Annotated in this window: 9 protein-coding genes; all 9 read left to right on the top strand. The window is 67.4% G+C overall.

Annotation, left to right across the window (positions count from 1 at the left end):
• Position 1 precedes the first annotated feature (1 nt).
• The 9 genes from ACEN9F_RS02765 to ACEN9F_RS02725 all read left to right on the top strand — a co-directional run bounded on the left by ACEN9F_RS02765 (position 2) and on the right by ACEN9F_RS02725 (position 15947).
• The gene (locus tag ACEN9F_RS02765; protein ID WP_413417590.1) at positions 2–586 is read left to right on the top strand and encodes a DsbA family protein; all 585 of its coding nucleotides are present in this window, start codon (positions 2–4) and stop codon (positions 584–586) included.
• On the top strand, positions 583–1188 hold the full coding sequence (locus ACEN9F_RS02760; RefSeq protein WP_413417588.1) for an ankyrin repeat domain-containing protein: 606 nt from the start codon (positions 583–585) through the stop codon (positions 1186–1188). Before ACEN9F_RS02765 ends, ACEN9F_RS02760 begins: the two co-directional genes overlap by 4 nt.
• Positions 1185–2471, top strand: coding sequence for a vanadium-dependent haloperoxidase (locus tag ACEN9F_RS02755; RefSeq protein WP_413417586.1), 1287 nt, complete (start codon positions 1185–1187; stop codon positions 2469–2471). The genes ACEN9F_RS02760 and ACEN9F_RS02755 overlap by 4 nt, the downstream gene beginning before the upstream one ends.
• 238 nt (positions 2472–2709) lie before the next feature.
• Entirely contained in the window at positions 2710–8256 is a 5547-nt protein-coding gene (locus ACEN9F_RS02750) for a hypothetical protein (RefSeq protein ID WP_413417584.1), read from the top strand.
• Positions 8256–10103: a hypothetical protein gene (locus ACEN9F_RS02745; protein ID WP_413417582.1), complete on the top strand. Its 1848-nt coding sequence runs from the start codon at positions 8256–8258 to the stop codon at positions 10101–10103. Before ACEN9F_RS02750 ends, ACEN9F_RS02745 begins: the two co-directional genes overlap by 1 nt.
• Positions 10093–11958 (top strand): hypothetical protein, encoded by a 1866-nt coding sequence (locus tag ACEN9F_RS02740; protein ID WP_413417580.1) that lies wholly within the window; start codon positions 10093–10095, stop codon positions 11956–11958. The genes ACEN9F_RS02745 and ACEN9F_RS02740 overlap by 11 nt, the downstream gene beginning before the upstream one ends.
• Positions 11959–11969: 11 nt before the next feature.
• A complete protein-coding gene (locus ACEN9F_RS02735; RefSeq protein ID WP_413417578.1) occupies positions 11970–13436 on the top strand; it encodes a hypothetical protein in 1467 nt (488 codons plus the stop codon).
• A complete protein-coding gene (locus tag ACEN9F_RS02730; RefSeq protein ID WP_413417576.1) occupies positions 13423–14268 on the top strand; it encodes a hypothetical protein in 846 nt (281 codons plus the stop codon). The genes ACEN9F_RS02735 and ACEN9F_RS02730 overlap by 14 nt, the downstream gene beginning before the upstream one ends.
• Entirely contained in the window at positions 14265–15947 is a 1683-nt protein-coding gene (locus ACEN9F_RS02725; protein ID WP_413417574.1) for a hypothetical protein, read from the top strand. The genes ACEN9F_RS02730 and ACEN9F_RS02725 overlap by 4 nt, the downstream gene beginning before the upstream one ends.
• Positions 15948–15950 lie beyond the last annotated feature (3 nt).

Here is a 15950-nt window from a genome sequence, read left to right as displayed (position 1 = left end):
CATGAAATTCAGGCATTTTCTGGCATGCATGGGCATGCTGATCGCCGCGCTGGGCGCTTCGGCCCGGGCGGCATCTCAGGGGCCGGCGGACGCCCCGATCTCGATCGTGGTGTTCTCGGCCTACACCTGCCCTTACTGCGCCGACGGCCGGCAAACGCTGGCGCAACTGCTGGCCAGGTATCCGGGCCAGATCCACATCACCTACAAGCACTTCCCTCTGGGGAAGGATGCGGCGGCGTGGTTGCCGCACCAGGCGGCGCAGGCGGCGGCCGAGCAGGGCCGGTTTCTTGCCATGCATGAGGCCCTGTTCGCCCGCCAGGGGACGCCGCTGGACCGGCCCGCGCTGCTGGCCCTGGCCGCCAGCCTGAAGCTGGATGTCAAGCGCTTCAGCAGCGCGCTGGACCGGCCGTCGCTGCGCGAGGCGATCGACGCCGACATCGCCGAAGCGCAGGCATACAAGGTCAGCGCCACGCCGACCTTCTATATCGAAGGCTACAAGTTCGAAGGCTTGCACCAGGCTGCCGTGTTCGAGCAGATCATCGACCACAAGCTCGGCACGGCCGCTCGCAGCGGGGGCGCCCAATGACCGCCCCGCGCTGGATGGCCGCCAGCATCGTCGCCGGCTGCTGGCTGGCGCTGTCGCCGGCGCTGGCCCAGGATGCGGCGACGGCGCGCCAGCGCCTGAGCGTCATGGGTGTCGAGGCCAGCGCGGAGCGGCTGGTGCAGTTCGCCGCCCAGGGCGACGCCAGCGTCGTCAAGCTGCTGCTGCAGGCCGGCGTCAGCGCCCGCGCGGCCGAGCCGCTGCGCAAGGTGACGCCCCTGCACAACGCCGCCGCGCAAGGCCACCTGGCCGTCATGCAAACCTTGCTGGAGCAGGGCGCCGACGTCAACGCGGCCGACTGGCGCGGCGTCACGCCGCTGATCGACGCCGCGTATTTCGGCCAGCTGGATGCCGTCAAGCTGCTGCTGCAGCGCGGCGCCGACATCCATGCGATCAGCAAGCTGGGCGACGTGCAGACGGCCGCCGTCTACAGCGGTCAGCAGGCGGTGCTGGCCTACCTGCTGGGCCAGGGCGCGCGGCCCAGCCCGGCCGCCTTGTCCACCGCCCGCCGCGCCGGCCGCGTTGCCATGGAAGCACTGCTGCAACGACAGACCGACTCATCTTCCCACAACGGTACTCCTCAATGACACGACTCAAGCATTTCCCCGTGGCCGGCCGCCGCGCCGCCATCCTCGTGACCGCCGCCTGCATGCTGGCCGCGATGCACACGCATGCCGCCCCCATCCTGCCGCCCGTGTCGTCCGCGCCGCTGGCGCCGTATGATCCTGCCGTGTTCGGGCCGTCCGCGCTGGCCGACAAGCAGGCCAACCGCATCATCACGGCCTGGCAGACCGAGGCGGTAAGCATGCCATGGACCACGACGGCGCTGGAAATGATCGTCAAGCACAAGACCGCGCCGACCCGTGGCGCACGCGGCAGCGCACTGGTGCATGTGGCCATGTACGACGCCTGGCAAGCCGCGCCCGATGCCGACCGCGTCACGCTGCAGATCGCCGTCTCGAGCGCCGCCACGCAGGTGCTGGGCTACTGGTTCACCGCCGAAGAGCATGGCTTCGACCGCATCCTGGCGGCGGTGCTGGCCAAGCTGCAAGCGACCCCGCAACAAGTGGCGCAGGGCATGGAGATCGGGCGCCGCGCCGCGCAGGCGGCCATCGCGCGCGGCCAGAGCGACGGCGCCGAGCGCGGCTGGAACGGCGTGCGCCTGCAATGGTATGGCGAAGGGCGCTACTACGGCCCCGGCGCCTGGGCGCCGACCGCGCCGTATTTCTACTATCCGCCGGACGAGCCGTTTGCGCCGAACTGGCGCACCTGGGTGCTGGAAAATCCGGGACAGCTGCGGCCGACGCCGCCGGCCTTCGGCTCGGAACGCTTCACCAAGGATTTGGAGGAAGTGGTCGACGTGCAAAAGAACCTGACGCCGGAACAGCTGCGCATCGCCAAATTCTGGGTCGACGGCAGCGGCAGCGTCACGCCGCCCGGTCACTGGAACCAGATTGCGCAGGACCTGGTGCGCAAGCACAAGATGGATGATCGCCAGACCTTGCTGTTGTTCGTCCGCCTCAACATCGCGCTGGCCGACACCTTCATCGCCGTGTGGGACACCAAGTATCACTACTGGACCGGCCGCCCGATCACGCTGGCCAAGACGGTGCTGGGCGTCGAGCTGCGTACCGCGATCCTGACGCCGCCGTTCCCATCCTATGTGTCCGGCCATGCCGCCTTCAGCGGCGCGGCCGCGCGCATCATCGGCGCCGCCTTCCCGGACGAGGCCGGCAGCGTCGACGCGATGGCCCAGGAAGCGGCCATGTCGCGCCTGTACGGCGGCATCCACTACCGTCACGACAACGAAGACGGCTTGGCGCTGGGCCGCGCGGTGGCCAACGTGGTGCTGAGAAAAGTGGCCCGCTAAACATAGCCGGGCTTGCTGGCCGGTTGCCGTTACGCCAGCGCGTGTAACGGTAACGATACTTCCTATCGAATGCATCACGGATTATGGTGACGCAGCCATTCGATTTCCCCAAAAAATACGCTGTGACAAAAGGTGAGGATTGGCAATTTTTTATGCACTAGTATGAATATAAATTTTTCCTGATCGCATAGTTCACTTGCGGGGAGTAAGTAAGATGGTGCTACCGTTTTCAACTTCCATGCGCGCGCTTGCCGCACTGAGCCTACTGGCCGCGTTCAACGCCAACGCCGCCGATGCGCCTCCCGCTTGCGAGACGATAGTCAAGGCGGACGTGGTGGCGCTGGACCAGGCCTTCCAGGTCAACCGCCTCGGCACCACCCGCACCGACGGCGAAATCTTCGCGCTGCGGGCCGACGTGGTCTCCAGCGACCCGGCCACCGGCAAGCTGCTGCCGGGCAGGGTGATGCTGCGGCCCGATAAGCGGCCCCGGCCGATGGTGCTGCGGGTGAACGCCGGCAGCTGTCTTGAAATCACCTTCACCAATCTGCTCGATCCGCAGCAAAAGGATCCGATGCAGCCGGTCACGCGCAACGCCTCGATCCATGTCACCGGCCTGCAACTGGTCGATACGATCGCCAGCGACGGCAACTGGGTGGGCCAGAATCCGCGCGGCGGCCCGGGACAATTCAGCGGCATCGTCGCGCCGGGCAACACCATCGTCTACCGCCTGTACGCGCAGGAAGAGGGCGCCAGTCTGCTGTACAGCTCGGCTGCACAGTACAACAACTTCAACGAGATGCAATTGTCGACCGGCCTGTTCGGCGTGGTCAACGTCGAACCGCGCGGCGCCGAATGGTACCGCAGCCAGGTGGCGCAGGCGGACCTGCAACTGGCCACGCGCGGCAAGCTGCCCGACGGCCATCCCAAGCTCGACTACGATGCGCTGTATCCGCCCGGCCATCCGCGCGCCGGCACGCCGATCCTGCGCATGATCGACGCGAAAAACAACATCATCCACACCGACCTGACCGCGACCATCACCGGACCGAACCGTGGCTTGCTGCCTGGCGGCCCCGGCAGTAATCCGATGCTGCCCGCGCGCAATCTGCCGTTCCGCGAAGTGTCGGTGGTCTATCACGAATCGCAGGACGTGGTGCAAGCCTTCCCGTACTTCATGAGCGCGAAGAACAGCCAGGCGCCGCGCATCGACGCCGGCGCCGACAGTTTTGCCATCAACTACGGCATCGGCGGCATCGCGCCGGAGGTGCTGGCCAACCGCATCGGCGTCGGCCCCGCCGCCGACTGCCCCGAGTGCAAGTTCGAGGAATTCTTCCTCAGCTCGTGGGCCATCGGCGACCCGGCGCTGATCGTCGACGTGCCCGCCAACGCGGGCTGCAGCGTCGAGGAACTGCAGAGCTACACGCTGGCGCTGGAGGCGAATCCGCTGACCTACAATCCGGCCCATCCCTGCAATCCCAAGTCGGCGCGCAAGGCCACCAAGGCTTACTATCCGGACGACCCGTCCAACGTCTACCACGCCTACCTGGGCGACCATGTGCGCTTCCGCGTGCTGCATGCGGGTGCGGCGGTGCATCACTTGCATCATCATCACGCGCACCAGTGGCTGCGCACGCCCGATAGCGAGCAGAGCAATTATCTCGATTCGCAGGCGGTCGGTCCCGGCGGCTCGTTCACGGCCGAGCTGGTCTTCGGCGGCAGCGGCAACCGCAACCTGACCACCGGCGATTCGATTTTCCACTGCCATTTCTATCCGCACTTCGCGGCCGGCATGTGGGCGCTGTACCGCGTGCACGACGTGTTCGAGGGCGGCACGGCCCTGGACGCCACCGGCCGGCCGCAGGCGGGCGCGCGCGCGCTGCCGGATGGCGAGATCGAGGCCGGCACGCCGATCCCCGCCGTGGTGCCGATGCCGCTGTACGCGATGGCGCCGCTGCCCGCCGATGTGCGGATCGTCAAAGGCCAGGCGCAGGTCACGGGTGAAGGCCATCCGGGCTTCCCGTTCTTCGTGCCCGGCGTGGCCGGACACCGCGCGCCGCATCCACCGCTCGACTTCGCCGTCGACCCCGGCACCAAGGAAGTGCTGGACGGCGGCCTGCCGCGCCACCTGATCGTCGACGCCACCATCGCCAACGAGCAGCACACGGCGCTGGACTGGTCGAAGGACCTGCAGACCATCAAGGCCTTCCAGCTGCCCGAGCAGGGCACCGCTCTGGAGCGCCGGGCGATGGACTATTTCAGCCAGCCGCGCCACGCCAGCTACACGCCGGAAGGCGCCGCCGCGCCGTTCAAGGTCAACGGCCTGCCGCGCGGGCCGCAGCCTGGCGCGCCATTCTCGGATCCCGCCGTGGTCGACGGCCAGGCGGTCGGCAATCCGCTGCGCCGCTACAAGGGCGTGAACCTGCAGCTGGATGCCGTCATCAACAAGGCCGGCTGGCACTACCCGCAGCAGCGCATCATGTCGCTGTGGGGCGACGTCAAGGACTACGTCGAGGGCCGCAAGCCGCCCGAGCCGTTGTTCTTCCGCGCCGCCAACAACGACGTGGTCGAATACTGGCACACCAACCTGGTGCCCGCCTATTATGAGCTGGACGACTTCCAGGTGCGCACGCCGACCGACATCCTGGGTCAGCACATCCACCTGGTCAAGTTCGATGTGATGGCGTCGGACGGCGCCGGCAACGGCTTCAACTACGAAGACGGCACCTTCAGCCCCGAGGAAGTGCGCGACCGCATCGAAGGCATCAACCGCACCGGCGGCCTGTGGGATGAGCAGCGCAAGCGGCAGACGCGCCTGCATCCGAAATCCATTGCCGAGCTCGGCGACGGCCCGGCGCCCGGCAGCCAGGCCTGGGTGGGCGCGCAGGCGACCGTGCAGCGCTGGTGGCTGGACCCGTTGATGGCGCAACCGTCCAAGGTCAGCGACAAGGACCGCACCTACATGACGGTGTTCACGCACGACCACTTCGGGCCGTCCACGCACCAGATGGTCGGGCTGTACGGCGGCCTGCTGATCGAGCCGGCCGACACCCGCTGGACCTCGCTCGACGGCAAGACCGAATTCGGCGTCCGCAGCGACGGCGGGCCGACCAGCTACGCGGCCAACATCATGTTCAAGTCGCCCGAGCGCAAGGGCGACAACTACCGCGAGTTCGCGATGGCCTGGGGCGACACCCAGCACGCCTACGACCAGCGCAGCCGCAGCAAGCCGGACTGCTATCGCTACACCGGCCCGGACGGCAAGGTCGTGGCGCAGGGCAAGCCGTATTTCGATTGTGTCGAGCCGGCCGCCGGCAAGACGTATCTTGGCTGGGCCGATCCGAAAAGCGTGCTCAACTGCCTGAACTGCCCGCCGCAACCGGTGGCGCAGACGCCGGTGACGCTGGTGCCCAACCTGTACGGCAGCGCGCCGATGCCGCCGCAGCCGCTGCTGGTGTCCGATTTCGGCGCCGGCATCATGTCGATGAACTACCGTGGCGAACCGCTGCCGATGCGCGTCGCCGCACCGGCCGGACCGTCGAATCCGAAAGCCGGCGCCGATGCCGCCGACCTGGCCTATGCCTTCCGCTCGATCGAGCGGCGCGACCCCGCCTATTCGCGGCAGCCGCCCGGCGGCTCGCAGATCGATCCGCAGTGCAAGGACAGCGCCTGCTTCAAGTTCCCGCAACAGGCCATCGCGCAGGGCATGGCGCCCACCGATCCCTACACGCCGCTGCTGCATGGCGTGGAAGGCGACAAGGTGCAGGTGCGCCTGCTGGTCGGCGCGCACACCTCGATGCATGACTTCACCATGCACGGCGTGAACTGGCTGGCCGAACCTTTCTGGGCCGACTCAGGCTACCGCTCGACCCAGTTCATGGTGCTGTCCGAGCACTACGAAATGCTGTTTACGCTGCCGCGCCTGAGAGACCGCACATCGACCGACTACCTGTACAACACCAGCGCCTCGTATGAGGGCCTGACCAACGGCGCCTGGGGCCTGCTGCGTTCCTGGAATCCGGCGCAGCGGCCGGACAACGTCGCCGACATCACGCCGCCGATTAAGAGCGCGCCGCCGGCCTACCGGCCGCCGGCAGGCATGGGCACCGACTGCGCGAAAAAATCGCCGTGCATCCGCGAGTACGAAGTGCATGCGATGACGGTGCAGCAGGCCACCGGCGGCGCGCTCACCTACAACAAGCGCGGCGCCAACCTGACGGACGGCAAGAGCGACAGCGCCCATCCGCTGGAAGACCCGCTGGCACTGGTGTATGTCGCCGTACCCAAGGGGCAGCGCTACCAGCCACGACCCAACATCGAGCCGCTGGTGCTGCGCGCCAACGCGGGCGACTGGATCCACGTCACGCTGGTCAACCATTTCACCGGCAACGAACCGGTCTTCAAGCACTACGAGGCCGCCTCGCGCTTCGGCCTGACCTACGCCACGCCTTACGACTACATCAAGATCGCCTCGTCGCGCAATGTCGGTCTGCACGCGCAACTGCTGGCCTACGACACCAGCCACAGCGACGGCGCCAACATCGGCCGCAATCCGGTGCAGACCGCGCCGCCGAAGGGCAAGGTCGATTACTGGTGGTATGCAGGCAAGATCGATCCGCTCAGCGGCGCGGCGACGCCGGTGGAATTCGGCGCCGTCAACCTGCTGCCGGCCGATCCGCTGATGCAGGTGTATCGCGGCCTGTTCGGCGCGCTGGTGGTCGAACCGGCCGGCGCGCGCTGGGCGCCCGATCCGCTGTCACCGACCTCGGCGACGGTCTGGCACGGCGACCAGGTGTTCCGCGAGTTCGTCGTCATGTACCAGAACGACGCCAATATGCTGACCAACCAGAATTCGTGGTGGGCCACCGGCAATCCGCTGGCCGGCTTCAACTACAAGTCGGAACCGGCCTGGCTGCGCTTCGGCAAGCTGCTGGATGGCCCGATGGGCAGCCAGCGCCCGAAAGACTGGACCAGGCTGACCCAGGACGACCTGCAGAACATCGCATTGCTGTCGATGACCAACGTCGATGAAACGCCGACCACCGCCAACCAGTTGGTGGGCGCCGATCCGCAGACGCCGATATTCCGGGCGCCGGCCCACATGCCCGCCCGGTTCCGCCTGCTGATGCCGGGCGGCGACGGCGACAACCAGATCACCTGGGAGCTGACCGGCCACGTGTGGCAGGAATCGCCGTACCGCGACCGCTCGACCCGCATCGGCCACAACCCGCAATCGGAGAGCGTCGGCACGCTGACCGGCTTCGGCCCGACCAGCGCCTACGACATCGTGCTGGCCGATACCCCGGGCTCGGCGCCGGCCGGCGGCCGCTTCGGCGTACCGGGCGACTATCTGTACCGCGCCTGGACCGCCAACATCTTCCAGGGCGGCGCCTGGGGTGTGTTCCGCGTAGCGCCGTGGAACCGGCCGGCCGACGGCATGCGCTACCCGGATACGGTCGGCGTCGCCGCGGTCGCGCCGTCGGCGGGCGGCGGCGCCATCGTCAGCGGTTTCGCCACGCCATGCCCGAACGCCATGAACGATCGCGGCGGCAAGCCGGTCTGCGCAGCCGGCGAGACGGTGCGCAGCGTGGCCGTCAACGGCCGCGACGTACCGGTGCGCAACGGATTGTGGCAACTGACGCTGGCGGCCGCGCCGCCCACCATCACCGTGCAGTCGCCGGCCGGCGGCAGCGCCAGCTGGGCCTCGCCGGCGCGGATCGGCCGCACGGCCAAGCTGCTCAACGCGGCCGACCAGCCGCGCCGCCGCGCCAGCAAGCCGGTGCGGTGATGAGCAACCGTTACGCTCGCATCGCCTGCGTGCTGGTGGCGCTATGCGGCTCGCGCGGCGCGGTCGCGCAAGAGGCCGCGCCGCAGCAGGCGATCGACCAGGGCATCCGGGTCCGGTTCGGCGCGATCCAGCCGGCGCAGCCGGGGGCTCCGGTGGGCTTCCGCTTTCAATTGTCGGACACCACCAGTGGCACGCCGCTGCGCGGACTGCGTCCGGCCGCCTGGCTGAGCCAGCGCGCGCCGGGCGCGGCGGCGCCGAACTGCAAGACGCAGGCGGCGAACTTCCTCGGCGGCGACCTGTTCAAGCGTGCCGACATCGACCTCAACAGCTTCTTCGTGCTGACGCTGAACGACGACGCCACCGTTAGCGTGGTCGATCCGATGTTCAGCTTTGGCGGTTCCAAGCTGCTCAACCTGCTCCAGCTGGAAAGCCGTGGCGCCGACTGGTCGCTGGCCGAAGCGCAAGCCAAGCTATTCGTTTCCATGCCCGACGCCGGCGCCGTGGCGCTGATCGACACCCGCCAATGGCGCGTCGCCGACACCATCCGCACCGGGCCGCATCCGCGCCGCATGGCGGCCGCAGGCAACCGCATCTGGGTTGCCGACGACGGCGGCGTCAGTGGCATCGACATCGCCACCCGCGCCGTCACGGCTGTGCCGCTGCCTGCGGGCGCGGCCGACCTGGTGGCCAGCAGCGACGGCGAGTGGCTGTTCGCGGCCAGCGGCAGCGGCGTCGCCGTGATCGACGCCTATGCCGGCCGCGTGGCGCGGCTGGTGCCGCTGGACGGCGCGCCGACGCTGCTGGCGTACTCGCGCGCTGCCCAGGCGGTATATGCCGCCGATACCCGGCAAGGCAAGCTGTACGCCATCGACGCCGGCTCCCGTTCGACCCGTCCGGCCGTGGCGCTGGACATCCGGCCCGGCGCGGCGCAACTGCGCTTCACGCCGGACGGCCGCTACGCGCTGTTGCCGGTGCCCGGCGAGAACCTGTTGCAAGTACTGGACGCCGCCACCAACCGCCTGGTGCACGGCGTGACGATCGCCGACGGCCCGAACCAGGTCGGCTTCAGCGACCGCATCGCCTACGTGCGCCGGCGCGACAGCGAGATCGTGCTGATGATCCAGCTGGAACAGCTGGGCAATCAGAGCCGCGCGCTGGGCATCGCCGATTTCCCCGGCGGCCAGAAAGTCTTCGGCGTCACCGATGGCATATTGGCCGACAGCCTGGCCGGCGCGCCGGAAGGCGGCGCGGTGCTGGTGGCCAATCCGGACGACCGCATGGTCTACCTGTACAAGGAAGGCATGGCCGCGCCGGCCGGCGGCTTCCGCACCTACGCGCAGACGCCGCGCGCCGTGATGGTGGTCGACCACGGCCTGCGCGAAGTCGGGCAAGGCGCCTACGCCACGACGATGCCGGTCAAGCAGGCCGGCCTGTACGACGTGGTGCTGTTCAACGATGCGCCGCGCGTGTTGACCTGCTTCGCGGCCAACATCGGCGGCGACGCCGCGCCGGCCAAACGCATGGTCAAGGTCGACGCCGTCGAACCGCCGCGACAGCTGACGGCCGGCCGCAACGCCAGGCTGCGCTTCGCGCTGAGCGACGCCGACGGCCATCCGCTGGCCGCCGCCAGCGACGTGCGCGCGCTGGCGCTGGCGCCACCCGGCATCTGGCAACGCCGCCTCGCCACCACCGCGCTGCCGGACAGCAGCTACGAAATCGAGTTCACGCCGCCGCAAGCCGGGGTCTATTACGTCTGGATCGAATCCGAATCGCTCGGTCTGCCCCGCAACAATCCGCAATTCAAGATGTTCCAGGTCTTTTCCCAGGAGAGCAATCATGAGCAATAACCCAGGCCAGCCCATCAAGCCCCTCTATGAAACGCTGTCGAACGGCAGCCTTCAGCTGCAGCGCTTTACGCTGCCAGGCTGTAACAACGACTTCGCGGACGATCCCGTGAAGTATGAAAAACTGGCCAACGCCTGGAGCCAGAACGTCGACGGCTTCACCAACCAGGCGATCTTCGGCAATCCGTGGACGTCGACCTTCACGGCGGCCCAGACCGGTTATTACAATCCGCTGGCGACGCCGATCCCGGCCAAGTCCGGCGCGGTGGACGTGGCGTGGATCGCGTTTCCCAACCGGCTGGTGCAATACCTGGGCCAGGAGCAGACCCCGCCCAATCCCTACAACCTGCCGCAGTCGACATTGAACCAGCTGGCCGATAGCGGCCAGCTGAACGCATACCAGATCCCGTCGGTGCGCTGCCCGCAGGCCGACTGGAGCAGCAAGCTGCAGGAATACGGCCCCTACGGCCCGCGCGGCTGGCTGGATGAATACTGCGAATTCAGCGTGGCGCGCAATGCCGCCGGCAAGATCGTCCGCATCGATTTCACCTGCGAGAATCCGGAGTACTACCAGACCCTGTGGCGCATCGACCAGCAAAAAGTGGCCGATGTGTTTTCCGCCGCGTTGAACGCCGGCGCACCGGCCAGCCAGCAAGTCAGCGTCACCATCGCCGATTTGCAGCTGACCGATCCGGCCACCGGCAAGCCGGTCATCGATCCGCAGACCGGCCTGTCGGCCTACAACCCGCTCAACAAGTGGAACAGCGGCACGGTGGCGGTGCGCTCCGGCGACAGCTCGGCTTTCAGCGGCGGCGCCATGCACCTGACCGCGACGCCGAACACGCTGCAGACCGAACTGGGCCTGGGCGCCGGCGCCACCGTCCAGCGCAAGTCGGGCAACACCGATCCGCAGGCGTTGATCTGCTGCGCCCAGTACGGCCAGAACTACCGCAACAGCGATCCGCACATCGGCCAGACCATCAACCTGGCCGTGGGCGCCGGGCTGAACATTTCGCTGGCCGATCCGCCGGGCCTGTACATCCAGATGCCGAGCTTTGCGCAATACGCGCTGCCGGCCGATCCCAAGCTGCCGGCCGGCGCCACCGCCGCCGACTGCTGGCAGGTGGTGCGCGGCTATGAACAGCTGACCGATCCGGTCACGGGGCAACCATTCCCCGGTTCCTTCATCCTGCACGCGGCCTTCCAGCTGCCGCAGGCGTGGATCGACGCCGGCGTCTCGTTCACGGTGGAGGACATCACCATCGCCGGCCTGCCCATCACCACCGGTTCGCAAGTGCAGGCGACGCTGGAAATCGCGCTGTTCGGCCGTCCGATCACCCCGGTGAACCAGACGCCCAAAGAGGCTTGCGCGGGGACGCCCGCCACGCCGCTGGCGCAGCCGCTGCAGATCATGTTCACGCCGCTGTGGGATGCGTACTACAACACGCCGGTGCCGACACCGGTCGGCGTGACCATGAGCCTGGCCAGCAATTCCAGCATCATTCCGCCGACGCTGCTGCCGGGCCAGTCCCAGCAATCGCTGGCCCTGACCTGTGCCTTGCCCAGCATTCCCCAGGCGCCGGGGCAATGGCCGAGCGTGGTCTTCACGCTGCCCGACGGCAGCGCCGACACCAGCGTCACCGTCACGGTGAGCGGCTTCAACGCCAGCGTCAACTACGCCGTGCCGGGCAATACCTATCCGGGCCCGGTGCAACTGCTGTACCTGAACGTCAGCGTGGCGGTCGGCGCCGTCGCCGGCGTGCGCGGCGTGGTCATCGTGCCCTCGGGCCAGTCGTTCTCCTCGGCCATCCCGGTCGCGCCGGCCTTCCTGGTCGTCGCCGCGCCGTCAACCAACTAAAGGACAGCACCATGAAGCGTACCCTGATCGCCTCCGCCACGCTGTTGCTGGCCTCGGCCGCGCAAGCACAGACGCCGCCCGCCACCGGCAGCACCAGCAACTGCCTGACGCCGCCAAAACTGAGCTATGTGGTGCCAACCGATATCGCGCTGACCAGGCAGGCCGACGCCAATTGCTTCGCGTGGCAGGAATTCATCGCGCTCAACTGGGCCGCCTCGCGCAGCGAACGCGGCCAGCCCAACACCACCACGCCGGCCTCGCACTTCGGCCGCCCCGGCGACCCGCAAGCCACCGTGTGGGAAACCTACAAGGAAGCCAACGAGATCTTCCTGGCCAATGCGCGCGATCCCGGCAAGTGGAACGCCAAGCCTTCCAGCAACGTCAAGCTGCTGGGCGGCCTGACGGGCAGGATCAGCCCGGAACCGCAACTGGACCTGAGCGCGATCGGCCAGGCGTCGCAAGGCTCGCCGTGGTTGACGTCGCAGAGCAAGCTGCTGACGTTCTACGAGCGCTCGGTCAACGAGGATGAGTACAACTACATCCGCCACAACAAGCTGTACGACGCCACGGTGCAGCAGACCTTCGCGGTCTCGCCGGGCATCAGCCTGCCGGACGGCACGGCCGCCAGCGCCGCCTACGGCAAGACCGGCTCGATCGAAATCAAGGCCGCCTGGCTGGAGCTGCCGAACAAGGCCGACTGGCCGCGCTTCAAGATCTCCAGGGCGGTGGTGACTTATCCGGGGCAGAAGCCCAAGACCGTGGTGGTCGGCCTGACCGGCCTGCACATCATCCACAAGACCGCGCTGGGCCAGCAATTCATCTGGGCCACGTTCGAGCACAAGCAGAACGCGCCGGACGCCACCCAGGTCGCCGGCAAGCAGTTCTCGCCGCCGTACACCTACTTCAATCCGGATTGCGATCCAGCCACCGACTACTACAAGTGCGTGGCCAATGCCGATCCGGCCAGCGTCAACGGCGGCAAGAATCCGTACGACGCGCCGATCCAGGTGGTGCGCACCACACCGATCGCTTCGCGGCCGAACAACGACGTGGTCGGCCTGAACCAGTACGTGTGGAGCCAGGTGATCGCGCCCCAAAGCCCGGACTCGTCCTTCCTCAACTACCAGTTGGTGAACACGCTGTGGTCCAACCAGAACACGACCATCCCTGCCGGATCGCGCGTGCCGCTGCCGGCGCCGCAGCTGTCGCCGGGCGCCAGCCAGGAACCGGTGGCCAATACGACCATGGAAACCTATGTGCAGAACCTGACCTGCCTGGCCTGCCACGCGTCGGCGCCGATCGCCAAGCCCGGCATCCACAAGACGCTGAGCCTGACCAAGGTGTTCGATCCGGCCACCGCCGGCACGGCGGCGACGGCGCAGAACGCGCTGGCCGCGGACTATTCCTTCCTGCTCAAGACGGCGCAATCGCCGAAGAAGAAAGCCACTCCCGCCAAGGACCAACATGGAAAACAATGACAACAGCCCCTTGCCCGCATGGCTGACCGCGTCGTGGCAGCGCCTGTGGGTGATCAACGGCGACAAGGGGCCGCCGAAAAACACGGTCAACGTGCGCAATATCCAGACGCCCAGCCTGTTCGGCGATTGCCGCATCCCCAAGGACCGGCCGCGCTTTCCAGAGGCCAAGTCGCTGGCCGATCTGAGCGATGAGCAACTGACCAAGCTGTACGCGCAGGAAGGCTTCAGCGGCTACACCACGGTGGACGGCTACATCGTCACCTGGCATCACGAGATCGGCTACCAGCCGCCGGACGGCTCGGTCGATATCGGCCGCTTCGAGCTGCTGGGCGGGCGCAACGCGCTGGAGCACGGCGTCCAGGCCAGCTACCTGGAGCACTGGTGGCGGCTGGAGGAGGCCGGCGGCGACTTCTTCGGCGTCAAGGTCATGCGGCAGGTGGGCGGACGGCAGCGGGTGCATGAAATCCTGTCGGTCGCGGGTGATCATTTCATCTACGCCCGCAACCGCGCCTTCGACCTGCCGATGGCGGATTCCATGGCCGAGCTCATCCGCAAGGAGCATTACAACCGCGAGCAGATCCTGGCGGCGCTCGATTGCGAGGTTTCACATGGCTTCGTGCAGGGCGGGCGCTGCCCATGGGAGGTGCAGTTCTCCACCTTGCCGTTCCGCGAACAGAAACCGCTGCCGTTCGCCAGCCAGATCGTGGTCCATCCCGCCAGCGGCGGTTGCCGTCCACGTGAATCGGAGCACGGGCTGGTCTGGAGTTTCCCCGTGAACACCCTCGATATCGAAGACCTGATGGTCTTGTTCCCCCAAGGAGAACACATATGAAAAAGCTGCTGCTGTGGCTGTCGCTGATGCTGGCCGGGCCGATGGCGCTGGCCGCCAACTGCCAGATCCAGAACAACAATACCGGCGAGGCGCTGAAACCGGACGCCAACGGCGACGCCTTGTTCAAGCTGTTGTCCGCGCAGCCATCGTGCCCGCAGAACGCGCTGATTTTCCGCCAGTTGCTGATCGCGAACAAGATCACGCCGCGTCCGGCGATGGTGGCCAATCGCGGCTACAGCAATCCGCTGCCGCAGGGTAGTTTCAGTTTCTTTGAAACCGTCACCGGCCAGTACGGCACGCAGAAGCTGGCGCCGGGCGACTGGTTCTTCGGCCACTTCACGGCGGCGTCGATCGACAACACCGCGGCAAGCAGCATCCTGGTGCCGCAGCAATCGGCGACCCCGGACAACCTGCTGCTGGAAACCTTGGTCTGGGATCCGTCCAAGTCCATGTTCAACTTCTACGAGATCCGCGGCACGGGGCAGGGCGGGCAGTGGTTTTATCGCGGCGATTCGGCCGACATCCAGGCCGACATCAAGAACCTGAGCCGCAACCGCGATCCGTCGCAGCCGATCTTCATGGGCGCGCAGGGAGGCTCGCCGCGCCTGCGCTGCTCCGGTTGCCACATGAACGGCGGGCCGATCATGAAGGAGCTGGCGGCGCCGCACGACTCGTGGTGGACCAAGGCGCGTCCGCTGCAGCTGGGCGCGATGCGCATCGCGCCGGAATTCACCAGCCTGATCACCGAGGTGGTCAGCGCCGACGAGTTCTCGCAATGGATCAAGGCCGGCAACGACAAGCTGCTGGCCGCCGAGCCTTACTGGAAAGCGCGCCAGGGCCTGTCGCTGCAGGAGCAGCTGCGGCCGTTGTTCTGCGCCCAGGAGGTCAACCTGGAATCCGATCAATTGCCTTTCTCGGCCAGCGCGCCCAATATCTCGGCGCCGGCTGCGGCCTTCGTCGATCCGCGCCTGGCGCCGGCCGGCACGCAGGGCGTGACCATCGGCAAGGCGCTGTACACCAGTGCGCTGACCCTGTTCCAGTCGCAGTTCCTGGACTACCAGACCAACAGCATCGCCAACGGCGTGCAGCCGATCGGCCAGATCGATGCCGACCATGCGTTTGAAATTCCAGTCAAGTCCCACAGCGACATCCGGCTGGCCCAGCGCATGGTGGAGAGCGGGCTGGTGGACGACAAATTCGTCTACGACGTGATCAGCGTCGACATGACGCGGCCGCTGCTGTCGGCACAGCGCTGCGGCCTGCTGCGGCTGGTGCCCGACGGCACGGCGAAAGCGGGATGGCAGGGCCAGTTCAAGCAGAACCTGTCGGGTTCGCCGCTGCCGGCAGCCAAGGCCTTGCTGGCGAACCTGAACGACGCCGCCCGCACGCCGGCCTTCCATCGGGCCGAGGCGAAGAAACTGCTCGACAAGATCCAGTCGAAGGCGAGCGACCAGCAAGCCGTCAATGGCTACGTGCGCTTGCTGGCGCAGCAGCGGATCGCCGTGTACCAGGCCGAGGTGTCGCAGCACCCGCAGGGGCAAATCTTCGAGCCGGGCTTCCGCCTGATCTTCCCGACCATGACGCTGTTCCAGAAAAACCAGCAGCAGATCGCCTACGGCGGCGTGCCCGGCCAGTACTGGCTGAATCCGGCCACCGGCGCGGTCGAGCTGGACAACTAGGAC

This window comes from Duganella sp. CT11-25 (assembly GCF_047302815.1).
Lineage (GTDB): Bacteria > Pseudomonadota > Gammaproteobacteria > Burkholderiales > Burkholderiaceae_D > Rugamonas.
This window is presented reverse-complemented; position numbering and strand designations above follow the sequence as displayed.

Excerpts from the sequence above, each read along its gene's own strand:
- ACEN9F_RS02765 (WP_413417590.1), top strand. The coding sequence starts at position 2 with ATGAAATTCAGGCATTTTCTGGCATGCATGGGCATGCTGATCGCCGCG.
- ACEN9F_RS02760 (WP_413417588.1), top strand. The coding sequence starts at position 583 with ATGACCGCCCCGCGCTGGATGGCCGCCAGCATCGTCGCCGGCTGCTGG.
- ACEN9F_RS02755 (WP_413417586.1), top strand. The coding sequence starts at position 1,185 with ATGACACGACTCAAGCATTTCCCCGTGGCCGGCCGCCGCGCCGCCATC.
- ACEN9F_RS02750 (WP_413417584.1), top strand. The coding sequence starts at position 2,710 with ATGCGCGCGCTTGCCGCACTGAGCCTACTGGCCGCGTTCAACGCCAAC.
- ACEN9F_RS02745 (WP_413417582.1), top strand. The coding sequence starts at position 8,256 with ATGAGCAACCGTTACGCTCGCATCGCCTGCGTGCTGGTGGCGCTATGC.
- ACEN9F_RS02740 (WP_413417580.1), top strand. The coding sequence starts at position 10,093 with ATGAGCAATAACCCAGGCCAGCCCATCAAGCCCCTCTATGAAACGCTG.
- ACEN9F_RS02735 (WP_413417578.1), top strand. The coding sequence starts at position 11,970 with ATGAAGCGTACCCTGATCGCCTCCGCCACGCTGTTGCTGGCCTCGGCC.
- ACEN9F_RS02730 (WP_413417576.1), top strand. The coding sequence starts at position 13,423 with ATGGAAAACAATGACAACAGCCCCTTGCCCGCATGGCTGACCGCGTCG.
- ACEN9F_RS02725 (WP_413417574.1), top strand. The coding sequence starts at position 14,265 with ATGAAAAAGCTGCTGCTGTGGCTGTCGCTGATGCTGGCCGGGCCGATG.